Source organism: Longimicrobiales bacterium (assembly GCA_035764935.1).
GTDB lineage: Bacteria > Gemmatimonadota > Gemmatimonadetes > Longimicrobiales > RSA9 > DASTYK01.
Genome location: DASTYK010000143.1, coordinates 15,478 through 40,343 on the forward strand (window position 1 = coordinate 15,478; position 24,866 = coordinate 40,343).

General features: G+C 68.5%; 25 protein-coding genes. 13 read left to right on the plus strand and 12 right to left on the minus strand.

Translation table 11 applies throughout. The annotated features are described in order from the left end of the window. Window positions 1-22 precede the first annotated feature (22 nt). The 8 genes from VFU06_11610 to VFU06_11645 all read left to right on the plus strand — a co-directional run bounded on the left by VFU06_11610 (window position 23) and on the right by VFU06_11645 (window position 8,835). A complete protein-coding gene (locus tag VFU06_11610; GenBank protein HEU5210028.1) occupies window positions 23-1,354 on the plus strand; it encodes a Gfo/Idh/MocA family oxidoreductase in 1,332 nt (443 codons plus the stop codon). Further along, on the plus strand, window positions 1,351-2,160 hold the full coding sequence (locus VFU06_11615) for an HAD-IIB family hydrolase (protein HEU5210029.1): 810 nt from the start codon (window positions 1,351-1,353) through the stop codon (window positions 2,158-2,160). Before VFU06_11610 ends, VFU06_11615 begins: the two co-directional genes overlap by 4 nt. Before the next feature lie 45 nt (window positions 2,161-2,205). Beyond that, window positions 2,206-3,690 (plus strand): trehalose-6-phosphate synthase, encoded by a 1,485-nt coding sequence (locus VFU06_11620; protein ID HEU5210030.1) that lies wholly within the window; start codon window positions 2,206-2,208, stop codon window positions 3,688-3,690. Window positions 3,691-3,710: 20 nt separating this feature from the next. Next, the gene (locus VFU06_11625; protein HEU5210031.1) at window positions 3,711-4,787 is read left to right on the plus strand and encodes an HD domain-containing phosphohydrolase; all 1,077 of its coding nucleotides are present in this window, start codon (window positions 3,711-3,713) and stop codon (window positions 4,785-4,787) included. A gap of 13 nt (window positions 4,788-4,800) precedes the next feature. After that, on the plus strand, window positions 4,801-5,787 hold the full coding sequence (locus VFU06_11630) for a hypothetical protein (protein HEU5210032.1): 987 nt from the start codon (window positions 4,801-4,803) through the stop codon (window positions 5,785-5,787). A gap of 246 nt (window positions 5,788-6,033) precedes the next feature. Continuing rightward, complete coding sequence (locus VFU06_11635) at window positions 6,034-7,161, plus strand: alkaline phosphatase (GenBank protein ID HEU5210033.1); 1,128 nt, start codon at window positions 6,034-6,036, stop codon at window positions 7,159-7,161. After that, window positions 7,158-7,781, plus strand: coding sequence for a YigZ family protein (locus VFU06_11640; GenBank protein HEU5210034.1), 624 nt, complete (start codon window positions 7,158-7,160; stop codon window positions 7,779-7,781). Before VFU06_11635 ends, VFU06_11640 begins: the two co-directional genes overlap by 4 nt. A 49-nt stretch (window positions 7,782-7,830) precedes the next feature. Continuing rightward, the gene (locus tag VFU06_11645) at window positions 7,831-8,835 is read left to right on the plus strand and encodes a trypsin-like peptidase domain-containing protein (protein ID HEU5210035.1); all 1,005 of its coding nucleotides are present in this window, start codon (window positions 7,831-7,833) and stop codon (window positions 8,833-8,835) included. 106 nt (window positions 8,836-8,941) lie between these two features. On the opposite strand, the gene VFU06_11650 is transcribed toward VFU06_11645, so the two are convergent. Both VFU06_11650 and VFU06_11655 read right to left on the minus strand, forming a co-directional pair. After that, a complete protein-coding gene (locus tag VFU06_11650; protein ID HEU5210036.1) occupies window positions 8,942-9,349 on the minus strand; it encodes a four-helix bundle copper-binding protein in 408 nt (135 codons plus the stop codon). 19 nt (window positions 9,350-9,368) lie between these two features. Beyond that, a complete protein-coding gene (locus VFU06_11655) occupies window positions 9,369-9,575 on the minus strand; it encodes a hypothetical protein (protein HEU5210037.1) in 207 nt (68 codons plus the stop codon). Between the two features lie 170 nt (window positions 9,576-9,745). Between VFU06_11655 and VFU06_11660 the strand changes: the two genes are divergently transcribed. The 5 genes from VFU06_11660 (at window position 9,746) to VFU06_11680 (ending at window position 13,080) form a co-directional block, all read left to right on the plus strand. Continuing rightward, window positions 9,746-9,931 (plus strand): hypothetical protein, encoded by a 186-nt coding sequence (locus tag VFU06_11660; GenBank protein HEU5210038.1) that lies wholly within the window; start codon window positions 9,746-9,748, stop codon window positions 9,929-9,931. Beyond that, window positions 9,903-10,256 (plus strand): DUF983 domain-containing protein, encoded by a 354-nt coding sequence (locus VFU06_11665; GenBank protein HEU5210039.1) that lies wholly within the window; start codon window positions 9,903-9,905, stop codon window positions 10,254-10,256. The genes VFU06_11660 and VFU06_11665 overlap by 29 nt, the downstream gene beginning before the upstream one ends. 50 nt (window positions 10,257-10,306) lie before the next feature. After that, entirely contained in the window at window positions 10,307-11,023 is a 717-nt protein-coding gene (locus VFU06_11670) for a chlorite dismutase family protein (GenBank protein HEU5210040.1), read from the plus strand. 39 nt (window positions 11,024-11,062) lie between these two features. Continuing rightward, complete coding sequence (locus VFU06_11675; protein ID HEU5210041.1) at window positions 11,063-12,010, plus strand: SMP-30/gluconolactonase/LRE family protein; 948 nt, start codon at window positions 11,063-11,065, stop codon at window positions 12,008-12,010. A gap of 182 nt (window positions 12,011-12,192) precedes the next feature. Beyond that, on the plus strand, window positions 12,193-13,080 hold the full coding sequence (locus VFU06_11680; protein ID HEU5210042.1) for a YihY/virulence factor BrkB family protein: 888 nt from the start codon (window positions 12,193-12,195) through the stop codon (window positions 13,078-13,080). A gap of 36 nt (window positions 13,081-13,116) precedes the next feature. On the opposite strand, the gene hybB is transcribed toward VFU06_11680, so the two are convergent. The 10 genes from hybB to hypB form a co-directional block, all read right to left on the minus strand. Continuing rightward, the gene (hybB, locus tag VFU06_11685) at window positions 13,117-14,334 is read right to left on the minus strand and encodes a Ni/Fe-hydrogenase cytochrome b subunit (GenBank protein HEU5210043.1); all 1,218 of its coding nucleotides are present in this window, start codon (window positions 14,332-14,334) and stop codon (window positions 13,117-13,119) included. Window positions 14,335-14,336: 2 nt separating this feature from the next. Beyond that, on the minus strand, window positions 14,337-15,230 hold the full coding sequence (hybA, locus tag VFU06_11690) for a hydrogenase 2 operon protein HybA (GenBank protein ID HEU5210044.1): 894 nt from the start codon (window positions 15,228-15,230) through the stop codon (window positions 14,337-14,339). 2 nt (window positions 15,231-15,232) lie between these two features. Further along, window positions 15,233-15,808, minus strand: a complete 576-nt coding sequence (locus VFU06_11695; protein HEU5210045.1) for a hydrogenase maturation protease — start codon at window positions 15,806-15,808, stop codon at window positions 15,233-15,235. Further along, on the minus strand, window positions 15,805-17,511 hold the full coding sequence (locus VFU06_11700; protein HEU5210046.1) for a nickel-dependent hydrogenase large subunit: 1,707 nt from the start codon (window positions 17,509-17,511) through the stop codon (window positions 15,805-15,807). The genes VFU06_11695 and VFU06_11700 overlap by 4 nt, the downstream gene beginning before the upstream one ends. After that, window positions 17,508-18,623, minus strand: a complete 1,116-nt coding sequence (locus VFU06_11705) for a hydrogenase small subunit (protein HEU5210047.1) — start codon at window positions 18,621-18,623, stop codon at window positions 17,508-17,510. The genes VFU06_11700 and VFU06_11705 overlap by 4 nt, the downstream gene beginning before the upstream one ends. A 349-nt stretch (window positions 18,624-18,972) precedes the next feature. Further along, window positions 18,973-20,028, minus strand: a complete 1,056-nt coding sequence (gene hypE, locus VFU06_11710; protein ID HEU5210048.1) for a hydrogenase expression/formation protein HypE — start codon at window positions 20,026-20,028, stop codon at window positions 18,973-18,975. Next, window positions 20,025-21,116, minus strand: coding sequence for a hydrogenase formation protein HypD (hypD, locus tag VFU06_11715; GenBank protein HEU5210049.1), 1,092 nt, complete (start codon window positions 21,114-21,116; stop codon window positions 20,025-20,027). Before hypD ends, hypE begins: the two co-directional genes overlap by 4 nt. Beyond that, entirely contained in the window at window positions 21,113-21,379 is a 267-nt protein-coding gene (locus VFU06_11720) for a HypC/HybG/HupF family hydrogenase formation chaperone (protein ID HEU5210050.1), read from the minus strand. Before VFU06_11720 ends, hypD begins: the two co-directional genes overlap by 4 nt. Window position 21,380: 1 nt before the next feature. Then, the gene (gene hypF, locus VFU06_11725; GenBank protein ID HEU5210051.1) at window positions 21,381-23,681 is read right to left on the minus strand and encodes a carbamoyltransferase HypF; all 2,301 of its coding nucleotides are present in this window, start codon (window positions 23,679-23,681) and stop codon (window positions 21,381-21,383) included. Further along, window positions 23,678-24,343 (minus strand): hydrogenase nickel incorporation protein HypB, encoded by a 666-nt coding sequence (hypB, locus tag VFU06_11730; GenBank protein HEU5210052.1) that lies wholly within the window; start codon window positions 24,341-24,343, stop codon window positions 23,678-23,680. Before hypB ends, hypF begins: the two co-directional genes overlap by 4 nt. Window positions 24,344-24,866 lie beyond the last annotated feature (523 nt).

Here is a 24,866-nt window from a genome sequence, read left to right on the forward strand (position 1 = left end):
CGACCCCGGCAGCAGGAGCGACGTGGAGGCAAGAGGAGAGGAACAGATCCGGGCAGTGATCATCGGCGCCGGCGCCCGTGGCAACCAGGTGTTCGCCGAGCTGATGCGGCGCCATGCCATGGGCTGGCGCGTGAGCGCCGTCGTGGAGCCGGACGAGCTGCGCCGCAGTGCGTTCTGCGTGCGGCACGAGATCCCGCCCGAGCGTGCCTTCCAGGACCTGGAGCAGCTGCTGGAGCAGCCGAAGCTCGGCGACGTCGCATTCATCTGCACGCCGGACGTGACCCACTACAGCATCTGCGCCCGTGTCTCGGCGGCAGGCTACGATGTGCTGCTGGAGAAGCCGATTGCGACGTCGCTGCCCGACTGTCTCGCGCTGCTCGACGTGCAGCGAACGCATCGTAACCGTATCTTCGTCGCTCATGTCCTGCGCTACTCGCCCTTCTTTCGCACGCTGAAGGAGATCGTGGCGTCGCGCCAGTACGGCCTGGTGCGTAACATCCGGTTGACGGAAAACGTGGGGCACTGGCACTTCGCGCACAGCTACGTGCGGGGGAGCTGGCGCAGGCGCGAGGACAGCGCACCGATCGTGCTGACGAAGAGCTCGCACGATCTCGACCTGATCGCGTGGCTGCTGGAGACCGATCGACCGGCGTTCGTCAGCTCGTTCGGCACGCTGGAGTACTTCACCCCGGTGAATGCGCCGCCCGAGGCGGCGGGTCGCTGCCTCGACTGCGTGCTCAAGGACACGTGCCGCTACAGCGCGACGCAGTTCTACCTGCACGATCGACCGGGCTGGCCGTACGACGTGGTCGCGCCTGCACAGGCGGGCATCGAGGCACGACACGAGGCGCTGCGCACCGGCCCGTACGGGCGGTGTGTCTGGCACTCGGACAACGACGTGTGCGACAACCAGACGGTGTCGATCCAGTTCGAGTCCGGCATTCATGCGACGTTCGGGCTGTACGCACTGAGTGCCGACAACACGCGCCGTGTCACGGTGCTCACCGACGCAGCGGAGATCGGCGGCGACCTGCACCAGGGGCTGCTCACGGTGACGCCGCTGACCGGCCGCGTCGACGACGTGAGACCGGAGGCGATCGAGCTGCCGCAGGCCGAGGATCACCATGGTGGTGGCGATTACATGCTGCTGCGAACGCTGTACGAGCATCTGACGACCGGTGCGCACGCGCACGTGATGAGCTCGCTGGAAAGCTCGATCGCGAGCCACGTGCTCGCGTTCCTGGCCGACGAGTCGCGTCGCATGGGCGGCTCACCGATGCCGGTCCCGGCGATCTTCCAGCTGTCGGGTATGGGCCGGCAGGAGGAGGACAGGGGCGCGGCGTGGAGCGCATGACCATACGATACGTGCTGGCCAGTGACCTGGACGGCACACTCGCGGACGGCAGCGACGAGGCACGTCGGGAGCTGATCGAGTGGCTGCAGGAGCGCGACGACGCCCGGCTCGTCTACGTGACGGGTCGCGCTCCCGCGTCCGCCCGGACGCTGATGCAGCGGGCGGCGCTGCCGGCGCCCGACGTGCTGATCGCCGATGTCGGAACCACTGTCCTCGAGGGTTCCTCGCTCGCGCCGATCGCGCCGATCGAGGCGGAGATGGAGCGGGAGTGGCCGGGAGCGGACGTGGTGCGCGAGCGACTCGCGCAGATGACGTCGCTGCGGCCCCAGGATGTCGACGCGCCGCGCCGCGTATCCTGGTGGATCGAGCCGGTGCGGCAGCAGCGCGCTCCCGGCGACGACCCCTTTGCGGCGCGCGCGCCGGATGATGCATCGATGCAGGCCGACGCAGCACGAATTGCACGGGAGGCCGGTGCCGAGGCGGCCGAGCGGCTGGCGCCACTTGCCGTCGATGTGCTGGTATCGGCGAACGTGTTTCTGGATGTGCTGCCGCGGGGAGTCAACAAGGGCAGCACACTGCTCCGCGTGCTCGAGTGGATGGGAGCGGACCGGGCGAGCTGTGTCGTGGCTGGCGATTCATTGAATGATCTTGCCCTGTTCACCACGGGCCTGCGCGGTATCGTGGTCGGCAACTGCGAGCCCGCGCTCGCGGAACGGGTGAACGGGATGGGACAGGTCTACCGCGCGCGGGAGGCCGGTGCGGGTGGTGTGCTCGAAGGGCTGCGCCATCACCGCTGGCTGGAATGAGCGCGCCGCACCGGACGTCGGCGGTGCAGGAGGGAGGAGGAGCAGATGGCGGGCAGTGATTTCATCGTGCTGTCGCACAGGGAGCCGTACCAGGAGCATACGACGCCGGAAGGCGACGTCGTACTGCGCCGGAAGACGAACGGTGTGTTCACGACACTGGACTCCGTGATGCGACAGAAACGCGGCACCTGGATCGCGTGGCGCGAGCACACGGAGGGCACCGAGTTCGTGCCGCGGGTGCGCGTACCGGATGCGGACGACCCGTCCGCCTACAACGTGCGTCGCATTCCGCTGACCCCGGACGAGGCCCGCCGCTTCTACTACGACTTCACCTCCACAGCGCTCTGGCCGGTGCTCTTCTCGCTGCTCGACAGGGCCCGCTTCACGGCGGAAGCGTGGGAGACCTACCAGCGTGTGAACCACATGTTCACGGATGCGGTGTGCGAAGAGGCCGCGCCGGATGCGCTCGTCTGGGTCAACGATTTTCACCTGATGCTGACTCCGCGGCTGATCAAGGAGCGGCGTCCCGATCTCCGGCTCGCGCTGTTCCTGCACACCACGTTTCCCCCACCCGACGTCTTCGGTATCCTGCCCTGGCGGGAGGAACTGCTGGACGGGCTGCTGCACCTCGACCTGATCGGCTTCCACATCGCATCGTACGCACAGAACTTCGCCGATACGGCCGAGCGCTTCATGAACGCGGAGGTGCTCGCGGTCGAGGAATCGAGCCTGGTGAAGCACGGGCCGGCGGTCGCAGTGCCGCGCTATCCGCGCACGCTGCGGTATGGCGAGCGGCGCATCGAGCTGGGCGAGTTCCCCGTCGGCGCGGACGTCGACTACTTCACGGGCGAGGCGCAGGCGGAGACGACGAAGCACGCCGCGGAGGAGGTGCGCGAGCGGACCGGCGCGGACACGATCATCGTCTCGGCCGAGCGACTGGACTACGTCAAGGGCGTGCTGGAGCGGCTGGAGTGCTTCGAGCGCTACCTGGAGCGTCACCCGGAACGCCACGGCAACGTGTCCTTCATCCAGATCGCCGTGCCGACGCGCACGGGGATGGAGGAGTTCCAGGCGATGCGGCGGCAGGTCGAGGAGGCGGTCGGCAGGATCAACGGCCGCTTCGGCGGGCTGGAGTGGCAGCCCGTGCTGCACCTGTACGGTTCGCTCGACCGTCCCGAGCTGGTTGGCCTTTACGTTGCCGCGGACATAGCGTGGGTCACACCGTTGCGCGACGGCCTGAACCTGGTCGCCAAGGAGTACGTGGCGGCGCAGATTGGCGGGACCGGTGCCGTCATCCTGTCCGAGTTCGCCGGGGCGGCGGCCGAGCTGCGCGGCGCGATCCTGACCAACCCGTACTCGCCCGACGACATGGATCGCGCGCTCGAAGAGGCAATGGACATGGACGAAGGGGAGCGCACGGGGCGCATGCTGATGCTGCGGGACCGCGTGCTGTCCTGGGACGTGCACCGCTGGTCCCGGGCATTTCTCGACGCGGCGGAGCGCGCAGGCGCAGCGACCGCGCATACCTGATACTGAACCGAGAGTCGGATATGGCCGTGCAGGGTCGGCAGACGGAAGACATCACCAGCGCTCGCGTGCTGATCGTCGACGACGAGGAGGCGGTGATCCGCCTGACGGAGCGCGTGCTCAGCCGTCAGGGCATTGCGAACATCCGGACCACGACCGACCCGCGGCGGGTGCTGCCGCTGTTCCGGGAAGTGGAGCCCGACCTGGTGCTGCTGGACCTCCACATGCCCGGGCTCGACGGCTTCGCAGTGCTCCGGCAGCTCACCGCGCGCGTGCCCGAGGGTGAGTACCTGCCGATCCTGGTCGTCTCGGGTGACCTCACGGCAGAAGCCAAGCAGAAGGCACTCTCGTTCGGGGCCAGCGACTTCGTGCACAAGCCGTTCGACGTCGCCGAGCTGCAGCTGCGCGTGCGCAACCTGCTGCGCATCCGCGAGATGACGGGCCGACTCGAGCAGCGGGTGCGGGATACCGCCACGGAGGCAACGGTCGCCGAGCTGGAGCACGTGAGCCGCCTGGCGCTGGTCGCGGAGCTCTCCGATTATGGCGATGGCGCGCACGTGCAGCGGGTCGGGCGCACCTCGGCCCTGGTCGGCGAGCGGCTCGGCATGGAGCCCGACGAGGTGCACCGGCTGCGCTATGCCGCGCCGCTGCACGACATCGGCAAGATCGCGCTGCCGGACAGCATTCTCCTCAAGCCGGACGCGCTCTCGCTGGACGAGTGGGACGTGCTCAAGACGCACACCACGATCGGCGCCCAGATGTTCACGGGCAGCCGCTCCCTGATCCTGCAGATGGCCGAGGAAATCGCGCTTTACCACCACGAAAACTGGGACGGCACCGGCTACACGCCCGGGCTCGGCGGCGCCGACATTCCCCTCGTCGGCAGGATCGTTGCAGTGGCGGATGTATTCGACGCCCTCACGCACGAGCGGCCGTACAAGGCGGCGTGGTCCGTGGAGGACACGGTGGAGTGGATGGAGAGCATGCGGGGGCGGAAGTTCGACCCCGGCGTGCTCGACGCGCTCTTCGCCGTTCTCGGTACGCAGGACCTCGCCACGCTCGACCCGGAGGACGAGGCGCTCGGGTACACGATCATCTGAACGGGGAGGATGCATGGGAAGCACGCGGAGCTGGGTCCGGAGCGGCGTCATCGCGGGCGTCGCGGCAGCAGTCGTCGTGATTCTCTGGTTCCTCGCGGTCGATCTCATCGCCGGCGAGCCGTTCCGTACCCCCGCGTTCCTGGCCGGCGCACTCTTCGGCGCCGATACGCCCGATTTCAGCGCGGGCAACATCGCGCTCTACACCGTCGTTCACCTGCTGGTCTTCGCGCTGATCGGCGTCGTCGTCGCCTGGGTCGTGTCGCATCTCGACGTGGTCCCGCCCGTCCTGCTCGGACTGGCGCTGGGGTTCCTGATGTTCGACCTGATCTTCTACGGCAGTGTCATGGCGACCGGTGTGGACGTGATCCAGTCGCTCGGCTGGCCCGCCCTGCTCGCGGGCAACCTGATCGCGGGAATCGTCCTCGTGGTAACGCTCACGATGCTGAAGGTGGCGCTGCCGGTGAGCTGGTCGGAGGCGCTGGAGTCGTGGGGCACGATCCGCGAAGGCGTCGTCGCGGGGCTGATCGGCGCGGGCGTCGTCGCATTCTGGTTCCTCATTGTGGACCTCGTCCAGGGTCGCGTATTCTTCACCCCCGCGGCGATCGGCTCGGCGCTGATCGGCGGCGCGCGGGCGCCGTCCGAAGTCGACGTGAGCGCGCTCACGATCCTGACGTTCACGATCGTGCACGTGTTCGCCTTCGTGGTGACCGGCCTGGTCGCTGCCGCCGTGCTGCGGGCTGCAGAGCGCACATCCAGTGTCGTGCTGATCGGGGGTGTGCTGCTCTTCTTCGTCTTCGAGGCGTTCTCGATCGGCCTGCTCGCCATCGTGTCGATGTGGCTGTTCGACGCGCTGTCCTGGTGGAGCATCGCCGCTGCCAACCTGATTGCCGCGCTCGCGATGGGGACCTACCTCGCGCGCAGACATTCACGGCTCCTCAGTGATTTCCGCGACATGGACGCCGAGGAGCGCTTCGACAACCCGCCGCTGACGGCGCGGTAGCACAGGACTCCTGTCCCGCGCGGCGAAGTGGCCGCAGGCACGAACGACGTCGTTCGTACGGCTTCTTCATCGGCGCGATGCTGTTCGTGATGCATCTCGGCTTCGTCAGCTACGTGAGTCGGCGACTGCCGATGACATCGATGTGACGACTCAGTGACCAAAACACGGTTGGTTCCGGGGCGCCGCGCGGGCTAGACTGTCGCGCGGCGCCGTCGCGGCGCCGCTCGTGTTCAGCCAGGAGCAGTCATGAAGAATCGGAATACCATGGACCGGGCGGCCGTCCTGATCGCAACCGTGTTCACGGGCCTGGCCTGCAGCACCACCGTCGCGCAGAACAGCACGGGGCACGCTACGGGCAGTGCGGCTCCGCCGACGCGCGTCATCTTCATCGTTGGTGACGGGAGTGGCCTGGCGCAGTGGAGCGCGCTCAGGCTCGCGCAGGACGCGCTTCCCGCCGTTGCGGAGCTGCCGGTGATCGGCCTCGTCGACACGCGCTGCGATTGCCCGCTCACCACCGACAGCGGCGCGGGTGCGACCGCCTACTCGATCGGCATCCGGACCGGCTACACCATGATCGGCGTGGATGCCGACTCGGTGCCGCACACGACCGTCCTCGAAGCGGCCGAGGCGCGCGGGCTGTCCACGGGCATGGTGACGACCACCCACATCACGGATGCGACGCCCGCGGCGTTCGGCGCGCACGTCCCATCGCGCTACGACCGGTACGGCATCGCCGCGCAGTACGCGGACAGGGACATCGAGGTGCTGCTCGGTGGCGGTCGCTGGTTCTTCGAGCACCACCCATCCGGCTCGCTGCTCGAGCGGCTGCGCACGCGCTACACCTTCGTCGCCACCCCGGCGGAGTTCGCCCGGGTGGACTTCGCGAACACGGACCGGTTGCTGGGCCTGTTTGCCGACTCGACGACGTACCCCGACGCGAGCGTGCGGCCGTCGCTGCCGGACATGGCGCGCGCCGCGCTGACCATCCTCGATCGCAACCCGCGCGGCTTCTTCCTGCTGCTCGAGAACGAGGATACCGACGACCTGAACCATGACAACCAGCCGTTCGACCAGGTCGTGGGCGGCATGCGGGAGCTGGACGACATGATCGCGGTCGCGCTGGAGTACCAGCAGCGCAATCCGGAAACGCTGATCGTCGTCGTGGGCGACCACGAGACGGGCGGGCTGATGGTGACACTGCCGCGCGGCCAGGCACCGAAGGCGACGTTCAGCACGCGCGGGCACTCCTCATCGATGGTCCCGCTGTTTGCCGGCGGCCCGGGCGCCGAGGCCTTCGGAAACTGGCTGACGAACGCCCAGGTCGGACAGCTGCTCATGCGTGCCGTCACCGGCGGCAGCGCAAGCGCGCAGTGAGCGGGCAGGGTTACCCGATCCCCGCGACGACGCATCGCACCGAGCAGACGGTCCAGCGCAGTCGCTTTGTCGCAACACTCGCACATGCACCGGACGTGGACGCCGCGCGCACCTTCATCGAGAGGGTGCGCGCGGAGTTTTCGGATGCGACACACAACTGCTGGGCCTTTCTTGCAGGGCGGCCCGGCAGCACCAGCCATGTCGGCTTCAGCGACGCCGGCGAGCCGCACGGCACCGCCGGTCGACCCATGCTCGATGTACTGCTGCATTCCGGGATCGGCGAGGTCGCGGCAGTCGTGACGCGCTGGTACGGTGGCGTCAAGCTGGGCAAGGGCGGGCTCGTCCGGGCGTACGGCGGCGCGGTGCAGTACAACCTGGAAACGCTGCCGACGAAGCTGCTCGTCGAGCGGATCACGCTGGACGTGCATGTCGGCTACCCGGAGGTCGAGCCGCTGCGCCGACTCCTGGCGGAGGCGGGCGCCGACGTGCTCGAAGAGCATTACGGAGCAGACGTTCGCTACCGCACCGCGGTACCGGTCTCCAACGCACCCGCCCTGCGCCAGGGGGTAGCGGATATCAGCGCGGGACGCGCCCGCATCGAGGACGTGGAACAGGCGTGAGGCACCGTTCGTGCTGCCACGGCGCCCGACGACTACATCGGAGGAACCCATGCAGGCCAGGCTCCTGCACGTGCTGCTGCCAACCGTCCTGATCGCGTGCAACGGCGCACCCGCCCAGACGAATGGCGACATCACCACCCAGCAGCAGGCTCAGTTCACCCCCGGCGAGGCCCTGCTGATCGGAATCGTTCGCGACGTCTCACCGGCCGTGGTCGGCATCCGCACGTCCAGCGGCTCCGGCTCGGGCGTGATCATCACACCGGACGGACTGATCATCACCAATGCGCACGTCGTCGGACGTGGCGGCAACGTACGCGTTTCGCTCGCCAACGGCAGCGAAGTCGACGGCCGCGTGCTCGGTATCGCGCAGACGGTCGACATCGCGGTGATCGACATCCAGGGCGACGACCTGCCGCACGCGGTGCTGGGCGACTCGGACGCGCTGCAGGTCGGCCAGTCCGCGATCGCGATCGGCAACCCCATCGGCTTCGAGCGGACGGTGACCACGGGTGTGCTGAGCGCCATGAACCGTTCGCTCGGCTTCGGCTACGAGGAGCTGATCCAGACCGATGCCGCCATCAATCCCGGCAACTCGGGTGGGCCGCTGCTCAACTCGAGTGGGCAGGTGATCGGCATCAACACGGCGGCCGTGCGCGAGGTGCCCGGCCAGGGTCCGCTCGCCGGCCTGGGCTTCGCGATACCCATCAACCTCGCGCGCGACATCGCCAACCAGCTCGCCACGCAGGGCGTCGTGCGACGCGCGCTGCTCGGCATCCAGCACCGCGAGGTGGATCCGGTCATCGCGGATCAGTTCGGCCTGCCCGTGAATCGCGGCGCAATCGTGCTGTACGTGGCGCCCGCGTCGCCGGCGCAGCGCGCCGGGCTCCGGCAGGGCGACATCATCACGCACATCGATGACGAGGAGCTGGATGACGCGAGTGACCTGCGCCGGATCCTGCGGCAGCACGACCCCGGCGACGTGATCACGGTGCGCGGATTACGGCCCCAGGGCCAGTTCACCGTACGCGTGGAGCTCGGCGAAGCGGTGGGCTGATGTCGAAGCGGGCGCACGTCGATGGACGCGCGCCCGCTGCTGACCAGCTCGGTTCCCGTCCGTTCCACCGGCGGGAAGCGCGAGCCTCAGCCGGACTGCCCGCAGGTCACGGGACCAGCGCGCCGATCATCACCTCACACGCCTCTGCACACGCCCGGCACGCTTCGGCGCACACGGCACAGTGCTTCATGTGCTCACCGTGGCGCGCGCACTCGTCGCCGCAGGCACGACAGATCTCGATGCACGCCTGGAGCTGCGCGCGCAGCGCGGGCGCGTCCCGGTGACTCGGCCGCGTCATCAGTGTGCCCGTGACCCGGCAGACCTCCGCGCAATCCAGGTTCAGCCGGATGCACGTCACCATTTCCTGGACGTTCTGTTCTTCGAGACACGCGTCGGCACACACCGTACACGTCTCTGCGCACTCCATGCATGCCTCGATGCAACGCAGTGCCTCCGCACCGTTGTGCCCCGCAGGATGCGGATGCGCGTCCAGCATCTGCTCGAGTCTGCTCATCGTTCCTCCCTCTGCGGTGTCATCGTGTCAGTGGTCGTCCCGGCCGTGTCCGGATCGGGGCCGCGGTGCCGATGCGACCCTGCTCCGGGGCGTCAGCACTGCCGCTCTGACGACCATGCGACGTCCGGTCCGCCGGAGCGTCGCGCACTGTCTCCTCTGGCACATATCGCTCCACGACTTCCGCCGCGAAGCTGGCGAACTCGCCGATGTCGAGCGGTCGGGCCACTCCCGGGCGCCGGGCCGGTACCAGTCACCCCGGCTGATGCCGGTCCGCAGCCGGCTGACGCCGAGCCAGAGCGCCTGGCGCGTGCCGTAGACGTTGGAGAAGCGGAGCGCGACCGCGGGGATACGACCCGTCCGCCCGGCGTGCGCTACAGCCCCTCGCCGTAGGTGCTCATGCTCGAGACGACCGCTGCTGCCACCGGACGCGGCCACTGGAAATCGGCGGGAGAATTGGCCATATTGCGCTATGACAACAAGTTCGGTCACTTCGACGAAGAGCGGCGTCCGGCCGCAGGCGCGGCCCGGCGCCTGGACGGTCATCGGGCGATCCATGCTGCTGCGCTGCCCCGCGTGCGGTGAGCGGCAGGTGCGCCGGACGTACTTCGATTTCGCGGAATCATGCCCGGCGTGCGGGCTGCGCTTCGATCGCGGCGAGCACGACTACTGGATCGGCGGGTTCATGCTGAACTTCGTGGTGGGTGAGCTGATCGCGGTCGCATTCTTTCTCACCGCAATCGTGGTGACCTGGCCGGATGTGCCGTGGTCCTGGGTGCTGTACGGCTCGATCCTGCCCGCAGCGCTCGGGCCGGCGCTGGCGTATCCCTTCTCGCGCAACCTGTGGTTCGCGCTGGACCTGATCTTCCGGCCCGCTGAGCCGCACGAGTTCGTCGAGCCGTTGGCCTGACCGGCTGGATGTGCTAATGTGCGCGGGGCGGCGCTCGCCGCCCGCAGCACATGAATCATATCCTGGAGGTCAGGTTGTCGGAATCGACGCCGCGCACGCTCACCCACTACGCACTCGCGCGGTTCACACAGGAATACTGGAACCTTGCTGAATCCGAGCGTGAGCGGATCCATTCCCGGCTGCTCGCCGATCTGCGCGCAGCAACGCGCAAGCTGGACATCTACCAGGTCTTTCCGACCGAGCATCGCGCTGACATCTGCATCTGGTCAGCGATCGATGCAACCGAGCTCGGCGCGCCGGCGGCGTTCTTCGAGGCGTTCACGCGTGCGCTGAACCAGCATCGCCGCCATATCGAGATCGTCGACACGCTCTGGGGGCTGACACGCCCATCGCAGTACAGCCGCGCGCAGCGCTCCACGCAGGAGATCGATCCGTTTGCAGAGGAGCGGCTGCCCTACCTCGTCATCTATCCGTTCGTGAAAACGGCGGAATGGTACATTCTGCCGCGCGAGGAGCGGCAGCGGATGATGAACGAGCACATCCGCATCGGCAAACAGTATCCCGAGATCACGCAGCTTCTGCTCTACTCGTTCGGGCTGCAGGACCAGGAGTTCGTGGTGGTCTACGAGATGGAAAACCTGCAGCAGTTTTCCGACCTGGTGGCGGAGCTGCGCAGCAGCGAGGGGCGGATCTACACGGTGCGCGACACACCGCTCCACACCTGCATCTATCGGCCGGCGGAGGAGACACTCGCACTGTTCCGGTAGGCGTTACCGGTCGATGCAACGAGCAACCTCGGGGAAACCATGACGAGCACACGGGCGGTTCATGGACGGGACGTGTCGGACGGGTTGCGCCATGTGGTTGCTGCGCTGGCTCTCCTGCTGGCCGGAGGGGCGTGCACGACCGGCGGCCAGTCGGAGCAGGCTGCGTCCGCCACCCTCCAGGACACCACGGCTCGCGTTGCGCAGATCACCGGGCTCACGCGCCCCGAAGCGGTACGTTACGACCCGGAGCAGGATGTCTGGTTCGTGTCGAACTACGGGCCCAGCCAGGACAGCGTGCGCGACGCCAACGGCTACATCTCCAGGGTGAGCGCCGACGGCACCATGGAGCAGCTCCGCTTCATGAGCGGCACGCCGCAGGCGCCGCTGCACGCACCGCGCGGCATGATCATCCGTGGCGACACGCTGTTCGTGGCGGATGCGGACGGCGTGCACGGGTTCCATCGCACCACCGGCGCGCACCTCGCCTTCATCGACATGAGCGCGCTGGAGCCGGGCTTCATCAACGACCTCGCCTTTGACGCGGACGGTGTGCTGTACGCCACGGACACGGGGCGCGCACGCGTGTACCGCATCCGCGGCGGGCGGGCGGAGATCGCCGTCGAAGGAGAGGAGACCGGTCCGCCGAACGGCATCACCTGGGACGCAGCGCGCGCCGCGTTGCTGCTTGCTCCCTGGAACGGCGAACAGCGGCTGCGCGCATGGGACCCTGCAAGGAATTCCTTCACGGTGGTCGGTCGACTGACGGGCGGCAATTTCGACGGCATCGAGATCGTCCCGGCCGGTGTGCTCGTCGCGAGCCAGGTCGATTCGACCCTGTACGTGTTCGACGGTGAACGCTCGACGCCGGTAGTGCGTGTGCCGGGCGCGCCCGCCGACATCGGGTACGATACGCGCCGCGGTCGTGTGGCCGTGCCGTACATCGCGCTGGACCGCGTCGATATCTGGGACCTGGCACAGCCGCAGTAGCTGCGTACGGCTCATAGCCGCGCTCGATGCATCTGCAGACGCCGCGCGGGCTCAGCTCCCCGCGCGGCCTCGTGTACCACCTCTCCCGGGACTCATCGGGCGGTGCCGCACATCGCCACTCCACTGCCTCGACTGGCCCGCATCCTGCCCGCTGCCCGCCGGACCTGGCGCGGAGGTGATGCGTGCTCGACCTGCTGAAGGATACGGTCAGGGAATTCCTGGACGACCGCTGCACGACCCTGGCCGCTGCGATTTCGTACTACACCGTCTTCGCGCTGCCACCACTGCTCGTGCTGATCCTGACCGTGGTCGGTCTGCTCGTCGATCCAAACGAAGTGCAGGGGCGCATCAGCCAGGAGGTCGGCTCGCTGATCGGGCCGGACGCCGCGCGGATGGTGGGCACGATGATCGAACAGGCGGGACAGCTGCAGAGCGGGCCCGCGGCGCTCATCGGCGTGGTCGCGCTGCTCTTCGGCGCGACCGGCGCATTCATGCAGCTGCAGGGTGCTCTGAACCAGGCGTGGGAGGTACCGCAGCAGAAGCAGACAGGCGGCATCAAGGGGCAGGTGGTGAAGCGTGTGCTGTCGCTCGGAATGATCCTCGGCGTCGGCTTCCTGCTCCTGGTTTCCATGGTGCTCGGCGCAGTCGTGACTGCGGCAGGTGATACGCTTTCAGCGTTCCTGCCGGAGTTCCTGTCGGGAACCATGCTGCAGGTGCTTCAGACTGTGGTGAGCCTGCTGCTCGTTTCGGCCCTGTTCGCGGCCATCTTCGAGATCCTGCCGGATGCCAGCATCGCGTGGCGTGACGCGGTCGTGGGTGGCGTGGTCACGGGTCTGCTCTTCGTGATCGGCAAGACACTGATCGGGGTGTACCTCGGCAGCAGCGATCCGGGCAGTGCTTTCGGCGCGGCCGGCGCACTCGCGGCGATCCTCGTGTGGATCTACTACTCGGCGATTATCGTGCTGCTCGGCGCCGAGTTCACGCAGGTGTGGGCGCGCCATCATGGGCGCGGGCCTTCTCAGCAGACGACCGTGCTGGAGGTCCCGCCCGCAGCCGCGTCGGGGGCGTAGCGCTCATCCGGCGCGTGCGGGCGGCACGTCCCCGCTTCATCCCGTTGCGTGCGCGACCGGCGTCTCCTGCCGTGCGACCTTCTGCGCCGGCTTCGGCGGCAGTGCGGCCAGGATCGGGAAGCGCCGGACGATGAAGATGTAGGCCGCGATCTCGGCCGCGACGAGTCCCACCGTGACCATGATCTCCCCGACGGACGGGAAGTACACCGCGCCCGGAGCCGGCTGGTACGCGATCAGAAAGACCGAGAAGCGGTAGAGAGTTCCCGCGAGCAGGATCAGCATGCCGCCGCGGAACAGGTTGCTGCGCGCGATGTTCGGCTGCAGCAGCACACCGATGCTGGCGACGGCGAGCAGCATCTCGACGGTGAACCAGAACGTGAAGCGGTCGAACGCGAGCAGCAGGCCGAGCTGGCCGCGCAATGCGAGGTCGCCGACGCGCAGCACGAGGAACAGGCCCATCAATCCGGCGGCAATGCGTCCCAATGGGGCCAGCAGCCGGTACTCGGACGGGCGGCCGAACGCCCGGCTCGAGACCGACGACTCGAGCACCACGCCGCCATAGCCCATCGCGATGCAGGTGATCAGGAAGAGCAGGGGCAGCAGTGGTGTGCTCCAGAGCGCGTGCACCTTCGGTCCCGCGAGCAGCATCAGCGAGCCGAGCGACGACTGGTGCATCGTCGGCAGCAGGATGCCGAGCGCGATGATGAACGGCAGTGCGCGCTCCATGCGTGGCAGCCAGCGCTCGGAGAAACGGCGCAGTCCGGGATTGCGGGCCGCGCGTCCGCCCTCGAGGAACGCGGGTGCCAGCTCGATCCATCCGACGAACACGTAGAGCGTGATGCAGAGCGCGACCTCGAGCAGGATCGAGTTGAGGTTCCAGCTCCACACGGCAGCGAGGCCGTAGAGGTTCCAGTAGCGGCCGAGGTCGATCACCACGCTCAGCCCCGCGATCGTGTAGCCGAGCGCGCTGGTCAGGATCGCCGACCGCACGAGCGGGTGGTACTGCCCGCGGTTGAGTGCGTAGACGAGGATCGCGACTGCATAGCCACCGCAGGCGATCGCTGTGCCGGTCACGACGTCGAACGCGATCCAGATCCCCCAGGGATACGCGTCCGACAGCGCGGTGACCGAGCCGATCCCGAACAGGAATCGCCAGGCGAGGATCGCCGCGGCAATGCCGACGAGGCCGAGCAGGACCAGGTACGAGGGTGTCATCAGGCGCCCGCCGACGGGCGCAGCCGCTGCGTGTGCCATGCTCATGCCTCCCGGTTCTCTGCGGCGGCGTCGTCCGCGGGCGGCTGCCGGCGATTGCGCCACACCGAAACGGCGAGCACACCGTACAGCGCGATCGGCGCGATGAATCCCTTGTAGACAGCGTGCTGAATCGTTTCCGGCAGGCTTGGCACGGAGCGTGTGCCGAGATCGGGCAGGCCGAGACTGGCAAACTGAACGCCCCGTGGCGCCAGGTAGAGCACCTGCGTGCCGCCGCCGTCGAACTCGCCGTACACCTTCGCCTCGTAGCGCTCCGGCTCTGCCTCGAGCCGCCGATGCGCCTCGGCGAGCAGCTCCTCGCGCGTGCCGTAGATCACGGCCTGGCGCGGGCAGACCTCCACGCACGCCGGAATGCCGCCCTCGGCGATCCGGTGCGCGCACAGCTCGCATTTCACGATCTTCGGCAGGGCCGCGTTCCACTCGAACTGCGGCACGCCGTACGGGCAGCCGATCTGGCAATACCGGCAGCCGACGCACTTGCTGCCGTCCCACGTGACGATGCCGTGCTCCCGCTTCTGGAACGCGCCCAGCATGCACGCCGACACGCACCCCGGATCGACGCAGTGCATGCACTGCATCTTCATGAACGAGGACTGCTCGCCGTCGCTGTAGTACTTGATGATGTTCTTGGTGTTGCCGGAGAGCGAGTCGGGCGAGTCCCAGCGGCTCTCCGGATCCTCCGGCTTCAGACCGTTCGCCTCACGACAGGCGACCATGCATGCCTTGCAGCCGACGCACAGCGTCGCATCGTAGAGCAGGCCGACGGCGTCGGCAGGCGCCTGTTTCGGCTCGCGCGCGTGTGCGGGCGCGACTGTCGAGGCAACTGCCGCCCCCGCGGCGGCCAGCGTCTTGAGCGCGGAACGACGGGACAACGACATGCTCACCTCCCCGCGATCGGGGGTGACAGTGCTGGATGAGACAGTGTTTCCATGCGCAGCCACCAGAGGTCCGGCGCTTCGGGCTCCGACCGTTGCCGGACCGGCCGGCCGAGCCGCGCCAGCTCCTCTGCAACTGCGGCCAGCGCGTCCGGTACGCTGCGGAGTACGGCGTCGCTCAGACCGAGGTGCGTATCCACCGTCTCCGGGACGACGCCGACGAGAACCACGTCCTGCGGCGCGCTGCCCTGCAGCTCGAGCAGCATGAGCGTCGCGCCGAGCCCGGGATCGTGCGGGCTCAGCCGCTCCTTCGGCGGCTGCCGCACCAGGTCCGCCTTCCGATAAATCCGGATGCTGCCGGGCGGCGCGTCGAGCCGGACCGTGTCCAGCACGATGACGGCCTCGTAGACCATGAGGTATGGTGAGAGGTCCAGCCCCGGTGTGCCGACGTCCGTTACGGCGACATCCGGGTGCAGCTCGTACGCGGCGCTGAAGCAGCGGGCCGCGTACGGGCCGAAGCCGTCATCATGCATGAGCACGTTGCCGAGGCCGAGAACGCCGCAGGCCGGTGCCGGTCTCATGAGCCGAGCACCTTCACGCGCGAGACCTCGTTGCCCTCGACGTCCTGCGTGTGGATCGCACAGGCGATGCACGGGTCGAACGAATGGATCGTGCGGATCACCTCGAGCGGCCGCTCGGGGTCGGCCACCGGATTCGCGATCAGCGACGCCTCGTAGGGGCCGAGCCGGTTGCGCTCGTCACGCGGGCCCGCGTTCCATGTGGAGGGCACGACGGCCTGGTAGTTCCTGATCGCGCCGTCGTCGATCACGACCCAGTGGGACAGCGTGCCGCGCGGCGCCTCGTGGAAGCCGAAGCCGCGCACCTCGCCCTTCGGGAAGACCGGCTCGTTGAACGTCGCGGTGTCGCCCGACCCGATGTTGTCGAGCAGCAATTGCCAGTGCTTCGGGCCGAGGTCAGCCAGCACACTGGCGCGGATCGCGCGCGCGAGATGGCGCCCCAGCGTCGAGTGCAGTGCACCGATACCGACCTCCGTGCCCGCGATCGATGACGCAGTTGCAAGTGCGAGGTCCACGTACTGACGGAAGCGCGGATCACCCGCCGCGTAGCCGACGAGCACGTGCGCCAGCGGTCCGACCTGCATGGGTTCGCCGTTGAAGCGCGGCGCCTTCACCCACGAGTACCTGCCGTCGTCCTGGAAGCCGGTGTAGTTCGGGACCGTATCCTCCTCGTAGGGATGCCGCGTCCAGTCGCCATCGTACCACGCATGCGCGATGGACTCGGTGACACCATCGCGGAAGTAGGCATCGTCGAACCGGGTGATTGGCCGGTACGTGCCGAGGTCCCGGTTCATGATCGTGCCGCCGGGCAGGTCGAACTCCGTGCCGGCCGTGTCGAGCGGCAGGTCGGGCACGGCGAGGTAGTTGGTGACGCCGGCACCGTGGCCGAGCCACTCCGGGTACATCGCGCCGACCGCGATCACGTCCAGCAGATACACCTGGTGCACGAACTGCGAGACCTCGCCGAGCAGGCTCTGCACCTGCGCGAGCTTCGTCATGTTCAGCGTCGCCTGGTTGTCCAGGTTGATCGCGTTCGCGACACCGCCCACGGCCAGGTTCTGGATGTTCGGCGTCTTGCTGCCCAGGATCGCGACGACCTGGTTCGCCTTGCGCTGGTACTCGAGCGCCTGCAGGTAGTGCGCTGTGGCCAGCAGGTTCACCTCCGGCGACAGCCGCATCGCCGGGTGCCCCCAGTAGCCGTTGGTGAAGATGCCGAGCTGACCGCTGTCGACGACCGACTGCACCTTGTCGCGCACGGCGGACAGCTCGCGCCAGTGGTTGTGCGGCCACTCCGAAATGCTGTCCGCGATGCGTGCGGCCTCTCGCGGGTCGGCCTTCAACGCAGACGTGACATCCACCCAGTCCAGCGCCGAGAGGTGATAGAAGTGCACGATGTGATCGTGCAGCGCGTGCGCGATCAGGATCAGGTTGCGGATGTACTGCGCATTCTTCGGCACTTCCAGATTCAGCGCGTTCTCCACAGCGCGCACCGATGCGATCGCGTGCACGGTGGTGCACACGCCGCAGATGCGCTGCGTGAACAGCCAGGCCTCACGCGGATCGCGCCCCTCGAGGATCAGCTCGATGCCGCGCCACATCGTCCCCGAGGACCACGCATTGCGCACCGCGCCACCATCGACCTCCACGTCGACGCGCAGGTGACCCTCGATGCGGGTCACGGGGTCGACCACGATTCGCTGACTCATGCGTTGCTCCCGGGCTCGGGCTGCGTCTCCGTTTCCATCTTCTTCGCGGCGCGCACACCGGCCCCGACGAGACCGCCAACGACCAGTCCGGCAACGCCGGTAGCGATCGCGCCGACATTCCCGGCAGGTGCCGATATGGGCGCATGCCCGGCTCCCGGTGTCGTGAAGGGAATGCCGATGGTGGCGTGCAGCGGGACCTTGAAGGCGATGTCCTGCTCCGTGCATCCGAAGCACGGGTGGCCGATGCCGATCGGCCATGCGTCCGGCACGTCACAGAACGCCTGGGTCGAGCAGTTCGCGAAGGTCTGCGGCCCCTTGCAGCCGAGCTCGTAGAGGCACCAGCCCTGGCGGTGCCCCTCGTCACCGAACTTCTTCGCGAAACGGCCCGCATCGAAGTGCGGCCGGCGCGGGCAGTGCTCGTGGATCGTGCGGCCGTACGCGAACAGCGGGCGGCCCTTGTCATCGAGTGCCGGCAGCGACCCGAGTGTCGCGTACTGCAGCACCACGCCAAGGAAGTTGTACGGGTTGGGCGGGCAGCCCGGGATCGTGACCACGGTCTTCCCGGCCAGCACCTGCGGTGCGCCCTGCGCGCCGGTCGGGTTGGGACCGGACGACGGGATGCCGCCCCAGGATGCACAGCTGCCGATGGCGATGATCGCGCCGGCCTGCGCGGCAGTCTCCTCCAGCATGTCCACGGCCGTCTGGCCACCGATCATGCAGTAGATGCCGTTGTCCTTCGTCGGGATCGCGCCTTCGACCACGAGCACGTACTTGCCGGCATTGTCCGCCATGGCCTGGCGGCGCGCGGCCTCGGCCTGGTGGCCTGCGGCGACGAACAGGGTTTCGTGGTAGTCGAGGGACACGAAGTCGAAGATGACGTCGGCGATGTCGGGGTGGCTCGCGCGCAGCAGCGACTCCGTACACCCCGTGCACTCCTGGAAGTGCAGCCAGATGACCGACGGCTTGCGACCCGCCTGCGCCTCCTGCGCGAAGCTCGCCGCCACCTGCGATGGCAGCCCCACCGCCGCCGCGGCGAGCGAACACACCTTGAGAAAGTCACGGCGGTCGACCACCGTGGCCGCGGACTTCCGCAGCAGCATCTCCGGAACCATGCGACCTCCTGTAACCGTCGCCGTCAGGCGGGAGCCTGTGGCCGCTGCGCAGGAGGACGAACACTCGTTCGAGGTCTGCGACAGCGATGAATCGCACGTCGCCGGCAGAGGGGGGAGTACCGCCGATGGTCCTATTCCTAGGGTGCGGTGCTGTGCGCGGGTGTAGGGCAGTGGCGGAACCTGCGTAGGGCAGGCCCCCAGCCAGGCAGGGTGCGGCTGCCGCATCTGCCGGAAATGGGCAGAACTGCGACGTGGTGCCGCGTGCCGACGCTGCGTGCAGGGCGCCGGCACGCGGGGGCGGGAGCCGCGGAGCGATGCGGAGGATACGACGGCTGCGCGCCCGCCGTCGTCAGCAGATGCGGGGCAGCTGCTCGCCGCTCAGCATCTCGATCGCGCGCAGCCCGCCGATGCGGCTGCGCTGGAGCACATGACCCGGGTGTTCGTCCGTCACCGTTCCGATGCGCGCGGCGTCCCTGCCGAGCGGATGCGCGCGCAGCGCGTCGAGTGCCTGCTCGGCACGATCCGCTGCCACAAAGGCGATCAGCTTGCCCTCATTGGCGACGTACAGCGGATCGAAGCCGAGGATCTCGCATGCGCCACGCACCTCGTCGAGCACCGGGATCGCAGCCTCGTCGATGCGGATCCCGACGCGGGCCGAGTCCGCGATCTCGCACAGCGCGGATGCGACGCCGCCACGCGTCGGATCGCGCAGGACGTGCACATCGGTGCCGATCGCATCGAGCAGGGCGGCGACCATGCCGTGCAGCGCCGCAGAGTCGGTCGCCAGCGCGGTCTCGAATTCGAGGCCTTCGCGGATCGACATGATGGCGATGCCGTGGGTGGCGATCGAGCCGCTCACGAGCACGGCGTCGCCCGGCCGGGCGCGGCGCGGCGCGAGCTCGATGCCGGCCGGCACGATGCCGACACCCGTCGTGTTGATGAAGATGCCGTCGCCCTTGCCGCGGTCGACGACCTTGGTGTCACCCGTGACGATCGGCGTGCTCGCGGCCGCCGCGGCGTTGCGCATGGACAGTGCGATGCGCCACAGGTCCGCCATCGGGAACCCCTCCTCCAGGATGAACCCGGCGGACAGCGCCAGTGGCCGCGCACCGCACATGGCCAGGTCGTTGATCGTGCCGTGCACCGCCAGCGACCCGATGTCGCCGCCCGGGAAGAAGGGCGGATCGATCACGTAGGAATCGGTCGAGAAGGCGACGCGGCCGCCGTGCACGTCGAGCACGGCGCCGTCGTGCAGCGCGGCGAGTACGTCGTTCGGGTACGCGCCCAGGAAGATCTTCTCGACCAGTGTGCGCGACAGCCTGCCGCCGCCGCCGTGCGCGAGCACGACGTTCGGGTAATCGACGATCGGCAGCGGGCACTCGAGCTGCATCGTCTCCACGCTCATACGAGCACCCTCCCGTAGTTGTAGTACGCGGCGCAGGCACCCTCGGAGGAGACCATCGGTGCGCCGAGCGGGTGCTCCGGTGTGCAGCGCCTGCCAAAGGCGGGGCACTCGTGCGGCTTGTGGTGGCCCTGCATGATCGCGCCGGAGATGCACTCCGCAGGCTCATCGGCGGTGATCGCGCCGACCTGGAAGCGCAGCTCGGCGTCGTGTGCGGCGAACTCGGGGCGCAGCGACAGCCCGCTCGCGGGGATCTCGCCGATGCCGCGCCACTTCCGCTCGCCCGCCATGAACACCTGCGTGACGATCTGCTGCGCGAGCGTGTTGCCCTCGCGGCGCACGGCGCGCACGTACTGGTTCTCCACGCCGATGCGCCCGTCCTCCAGCATGTCGATGAGCATCAGCGTGCCGTGCAGCAGGTCGAGCGGCTCGAACCCCGTGACGACCATGGGCACCTGGTACTTCTGCGCGATCGGCTCATACTCGTGGTAGCCCATGATCGCGCAGACGTGCCCCGCGGCGAGGAACCCCTGCACGCGGTTGGTCGCGGCACCGAGGATTGCCTCCATGGCGGGCGGCACGAGCACGTGCGAGACCAGCATGCTGAAGTTGTGGACACCGCGGTGCGCGGCTTCCCACACGGCCATGGCATTCGCGGGCGCTGTCGTCTCGAACCCCACGGCGAAGAACACCACCTCGCGCCCGGGGTTCTGCTGCGCGATGCGCACGGCATCGAGCGGCGAGTACACGATGCGGACGTCGCCACCCGCGGCCTTGACGCTGAGCAGGTCCGTCTCGCTGCCCGGCACGCGCAGCATGTCTCCGAACGACGTGAAGATGACGCCCGGCATGCGCGCGATCGCGATCGCGCGGTCGATCATCTCGAGCGGCGTGACACACACCGGGCAGCCCGGGCCGTGCACGATGTGCACCTGCTCCGGCAGCATGCGGTCGATGCCGAACTTGATCAGCGTGTGCGTCTGTCCGCCGCACACCTCCATGAGCGTCCACTCGCGTGTGACGCGCTGGTGGATCGCGGCGAGCATCTTCTGCGCGTCGGCCGCATCGCGGTACTCGTCGACGTATTTCATGATGCCGCCTCCGGCTGGGGTATCGCGAGCTCACCGAGCTCGTCCATCGACTCCAGGTACGCAAAGACGCGCGTGGCCTCCTCCTCGTCGATGATCGAGATCGCGAAGCCGACGTGCACGACGACGAAATCGCCGACGCTCGCCTCCGGTGTGTATGCGAGGCAGACCTCCTTCACGATGCCCGCGAAGCTGACCCGCGCCATGGCCATGCCGACCGGGCTCTCGTCGATGCTGATGATCCTGCCGGGAACGCCGAGGCACACGTTACACCTCCTGTTGCGCGAGCCGGGCGGCTGCGACCGCGATCTGGCCGAGCGCAATGCCGCCGTCATTGGGGGGTACCTGCGCATGCAGCAGCACCTCGTGCCCCTGCGTGCGCAGCAGCGAGACCGTCCGCTCCAGCAGCAGCCGGTTCTGGAAGCAGCCGCCGGACAGTGCAACGGTCTCGACGTCAGCGCGCGCGCACACCTGCGCGATGCCGGCGGCGAGGCCGTTGTGGATGCGGGCGGCGATACGGGTGCGATCGATGCCACGCACCAGGTCGGCGAGTACTGCATCGAGCAGGGGCCGCCAGTCGAGCACGAGCGCGCCGTCCTCGCTCTGCAATGCCAGCGGATACCGGGCGTTCTCCGTGCCGGCGGCCAGCGCCTCCAGCTCGATTGCCGCCTGGCCCTCGTACGTGGCGACCGGTGAAAGGCCGAGCAGTACTGCAAGCCCATCGAGCAGGCGACCGGCACTGCTCGTCACTGGCGTGTGGAAGTTGCGCTCGAGCATGCGCAGCAGCAGATCGCGCCGGTTCTCATCGATGCTCTCGAGCGCGAGGAGACTGCGGGAACGCAATGCATCCGCACCGAACCGCTCGTGCAGCAGCGCGAGCGTGGACCGGCGCGGCTCCTGGATCGCCGCATCGCCCCCCGGCAGCCGGAACGTGCGCAGGTGTGCCACGCGCGTGACGCCGGCAGCGTCGCCGAGCAGGAACTCGCCTCCCCAGATCGTGCGATCCGTGCCGAGGCCCGTGCCGTCCCACACGACGCCCAGTGCCGGGCCCTCCCGGCGGTTCTCCGCCAGGCACGCGGCGTGGTGCGCATGATGGTGCTGCACACTTATCAGCGGGACACCGGACTCTGCTGCAAAGCGCGCTGCCCACTGTGTCGCCGCGTAGTCCGGATGCAGGTCGTGCGCGATCGCGACCGGGCGGCCCTGGTACATCCGCAGGAAATCCGAGATCACCCGCTCGAAGGCGCGCTGCGCGGGCACGGCCTCCAGGTCCCCGATGTGCTGGCTCAGGAAGACGTCGCGGCCGCGTGCGAGTGCGATCGTGTTCTTGAGCTGGGCGCCGACCGCCAGCAGGTCGGGCACGGGCCGCCGCAGCGTGACGGGCAGCGGCGCATAGCCGCGTGCGCGTCGCAGCAGGCGCGGTGCGCCGGCAGCAAAGAAGGCGACACTGTCGTCCACGTGGCGGGCAATCGGACGGTCGTGCGTGAGGAACAGGTCGGCAACGTCCCGCAGGCGATCGAACGCCTCTTCGCTGCTGATGCAGATCGGCTCGTCGCTCAGGTTGCCGCTGGTCGCGACGACAGGACGCCGGAACGCTGCGAGCAACAGGTGCTGCAGCGGCATTGCGGGCAGCATCACGCCCAGCCGCTGCTGGCCGGGCGCCACCGCTGCAGCCGCGCATGCATCCTCGCGCCTGTCCAGCAGCACGATCGGTGCGGCGGGCCCGCGGAGCAGCAGTGCCGCTTCCTCGCCGACCGTGCATAGAGCACGCGCTGCGTCCGCGTCACGCACCATCAGTGCGAACGGCCGCACCGGCCGGTGCTTGCGCTCCCGCAGCCGCCGCACCGCAGGCTCGCTGGTGGCGTCCACCATGAGATGAAAGCCGCCCAGCCCCTTGATTGCCAGGATGCGGCCGGCCTCGAGCTCGGCGACCGCACGCCGGATGATCGCGCCGTCGTCGCCGGCATCGAGGACGTCACCGGCGGCATCGTGCAGCGCCAGGTGCGGCCCGCACGAGGGGCACGCGTTCGGCTGCGCGTGGAAGCGACGATCGAGCGGCTCGTGGTACTCGGCGTCGCACGTGCCGCACATGCGGAAGCCGCTCATGGTCGTGTTCGGCCGATCGTAGGGCAGCGCCTGTATGATCGTGAAGCGCGGGCCGCAGCTGGTGCAGTTGGTGAACGCGTAGCCGGATCGGCGGTCCGCAGGATCGAGCACCTCCGCGAGGCACTCGCCACACGTCGCCAGGTCGGGCAGCATGACCGTTTCGAGCAGGCCAGTGGTCTGGCTCGGCAGAATCGAGAAGCCGGCAGCACCCAGTGCGGCGATCGGTCGCTCGTCCACGGCCTGGACCCTTGCCTGCGGCGGCGCCTGCTGCGCGAGAGCGGCCAGGAACGCGCGCAGCACCGATGGCGCGGCTTCCGCCTCGATGATCACGCCGCCCGTGTCGTTAGAGACCCAGCCCGCAACGCCGAGCGAGTGCGCGAGCCGGTACACGAAGGGGCGGAAGCCGACGCCCTGCACCGCACCACGCACGCGGATGCGCAGGCGCGCGGGTGCCCCGCTCACGCGGGCTGCAGGGCGAGCTGCTGCAGCAGTTCGGACAGCCATGCCTGCACGCCGTCTCCTGTACGTGCCGAGACGCGGTGGATGGGAGCGGTCGGGTTGACCATGCGGACGCCGCGCTCGAACGCGGCATCGTCGAACTCGAAGACGTCGGCGAGGTCGTACTTGTTCAGCACGACGAGGTCGGCGCTCGCGAACATGCCCGGATACTTGTACGGCTTGTCGTGACCCTCCGGCACGCTCGCGATCACCAGGTTCAGGTCGGCGCCGAGCCGGTAGTTCGCCGGACAGATCAGGTTGCCGACGTTCTCGATGAACAGCAGGTCGATCGAGTCGAGCGGCAGGTGCTCCAGTGCGGAGCGGATCATCGGCGCGTCCAGGTGGCAGTTGCCGCCCGTGTTGATCTGGACGACGGGCACACCGTGCGCCGCGATCAGGTCGGCATCGATGCTGGATGCGATGTCACCCTCGATCACCCCCGCCCCGAGCTGCTCCGGCAGACTGCGGAGCCGCTCCAGCACCTGCAGGATCAGCGATGTCTTGCCGGCCCCCGGCGACGCCATGACGTTGACCACGCGCACGCCGTTCGCCCGGAAGGTCTTCTCGTTCTCCAGCGCGACCTGGTCGTTCGCCTTCAGGATCTGCTGGACCACCGGTACCTGCATCTTCCACCTCGATGCTCTCCACGTGGAACGACTGGCCGCCGTGGACGGTGAGCGTGAGCGCGTCGCAGGCGGGGCATGTGAACGGGAGCGGTGGCGCGACGTCGCGCTGCAGGCCGCAGCCTGCACAGGTCAGCACCGCGGGCTCGCGGCGCGTCCGCAGCACGGCGTTCTCCGCCAGGGTGCCGCGGCTGAGCACGTCGAAGTAGAACTGCACGGAATCGTCGACGATGCTCGTCAGTTCGCCGATCGCCAGGTCGATCGCGAGAATGCGCCGGCCGCCCGCCTGTCGCGCGGCCTCCAGCGCCGTCGCCAGGATGCCCTGTGTGGCAGGCAGCTCGTGCATAGGCCAACGCTATGGCCGGCCGCACACGCGTCGTTATGGGGACGCGGCGGAATCCTGCGTGGGGAAGCGACCCCGCCGCGTCAGGGAATGGATTACGGAGGGGAGGGTGTGAAATGGTGCAACGCGCGCACGCGCGTGAGGGCGGCCCGGCAGCGGAGGCCGGACCGCCCCTTCGGCTGG

What these genes read in the sequence shown, in the direction of transcription:
- VFU06_11615 (HEU5210029.1), top strand. Translation starts at nt 1,351, where the DNA reads ATGACCATACGATACGTGCTGGCCAGTGACCTGGACGGCACACTCGCG.
- VFU06_11620 (HEU5210030.1), top strand. Translation starts at nt 2,206, where the DNA reads ATGGCGGGCAGTGATTTCATCGTGCTGTCGCACAGGGAGCCGTACCAG.
- VFU06_11625 (HEU5210031.1), top strand. Translation starts at nt 3,711, where the DNA reads ATGGCCGTGCAGGGTCGGCAGACGGAAGACATCACCAGCGCTCGCGTG.
- VFU06_11630 (HEU5210032.1), top strand. Translation starts at nt 4,801, where the DNA reads ATGGGAAGCACGCGGAGCTGGGTCCGGAGCGGCGTCATCGCGGGCGTC.
- VFU06_11635 (HEU5210033.1), top strand. Translation starts at nt 6,034, where the DNA reads ATGAAGAATCGGAATACCATGGACCGGGCGGCCGTCCTGATCGCAACC.
- VFU06_11645 (HEU5210035.1), top strand. Translation starts at nt 7,831, where the DNA reads ATGCAGGCCAGGCTCCTGCACGTGCTGCTGCCAACCGTCCTGATCGCG.
- VFU06_11650 (HEU5210036.1), bottom strand. Translation starts at nt 9,349, where the DNA reads ATGAGCAGACTCGAGCAGATGCTGGACGCGCATCCGCATCCTGCGGGG.
- VFU06_11660 (HEU5210038.1), top strand. Translation starts at nt 9,746, where the DNA reads ATGCTCGAGACGACCGCTGCTGCCACCGGACGCGGCCACTGGAAATCG.
- VFU06_11665 (HEU5210039.1), top strand. Translation starts at nt 9,903, where the DNA reads ATGCTGCTGCGCTGCCCCGCGTGCGGTGAGCGGCAGGTGCGCCGGACG.
- VFU06_11670 (HEU5210040.1), top strand. Translation starts at nt 10,307, where the DNA reads ATGAATCATATCCTGGAGGTCAGGTTGTCGGAATCGACGCCGCGCACG.
- VFU06_11675 (HEU5210041.1), top strand. Translation starts at nt 11,063, where the DNA reads ATGACGAGCACACGGGCGGTTCATGGACGGGACGTGTCGGACGGGTTG.
- hybB (HEU5210043.1), bottom strand. Translation starts at nt 14,334, where the DNA reads ATGGCACACGCAGCGGCTGCGCCCGTCGGCGGGCGCCTGATGACACCC.
- hybA (HEU5210044.1), bottom strand. Translation starts at nt 15,230, where the DNA reads ATGTCGTTGTCCCGTCGTTCCGCGCTCAAGACGCTGGCCGCCGCGGGG.
- VFU06_11695 (HEU5210045.1), bottom strand. Translation starts at nt 15,808, where the DNA reads ATGAGACCGGCACCGGCCTGCGGCGTTCTCGGCCTCGGCAACGTGCTC.
- VFU06_11700 (HEU5210046.1), bottom strand. Translation starts at nt 17,511, where the DNA reads ATGAGTCAGCGAATCGTGGTCGACCCCGTGACCCGCATCGAGGGTCAC.
- VFU06_11705 (HEU5210047.1), bottom strand. Translation starts at nt 18,623, where the DNA reads ATGGTTCCGGAGATGCTGCTGCGGAAGTCCGCGGCCACGGTGGTCGAC.
- hypE (HEU5210048.1), bottom strand. Translation starts at nt 20,028, where the DNA reads ATGAGCGTGGAGACGATGCAGCTCGAGTGCCCGCTGCCGATCGTCGAT.
- hypD (HEU5210049.1), bottom strand. Translation starts at nt 21,116, where the DNA reads ATGAAATACGTCGACGAGTACCGCGATGCGGCCGACGCGCAGAAGATG.
- hypB (HEU5210052.1), bottom strand. Translation starts at nt 24,343, where the DNA reads ATGCAGGTACCGGTGGTCCAGCAGATCCTGAAGGCGAACGACCAGGTC.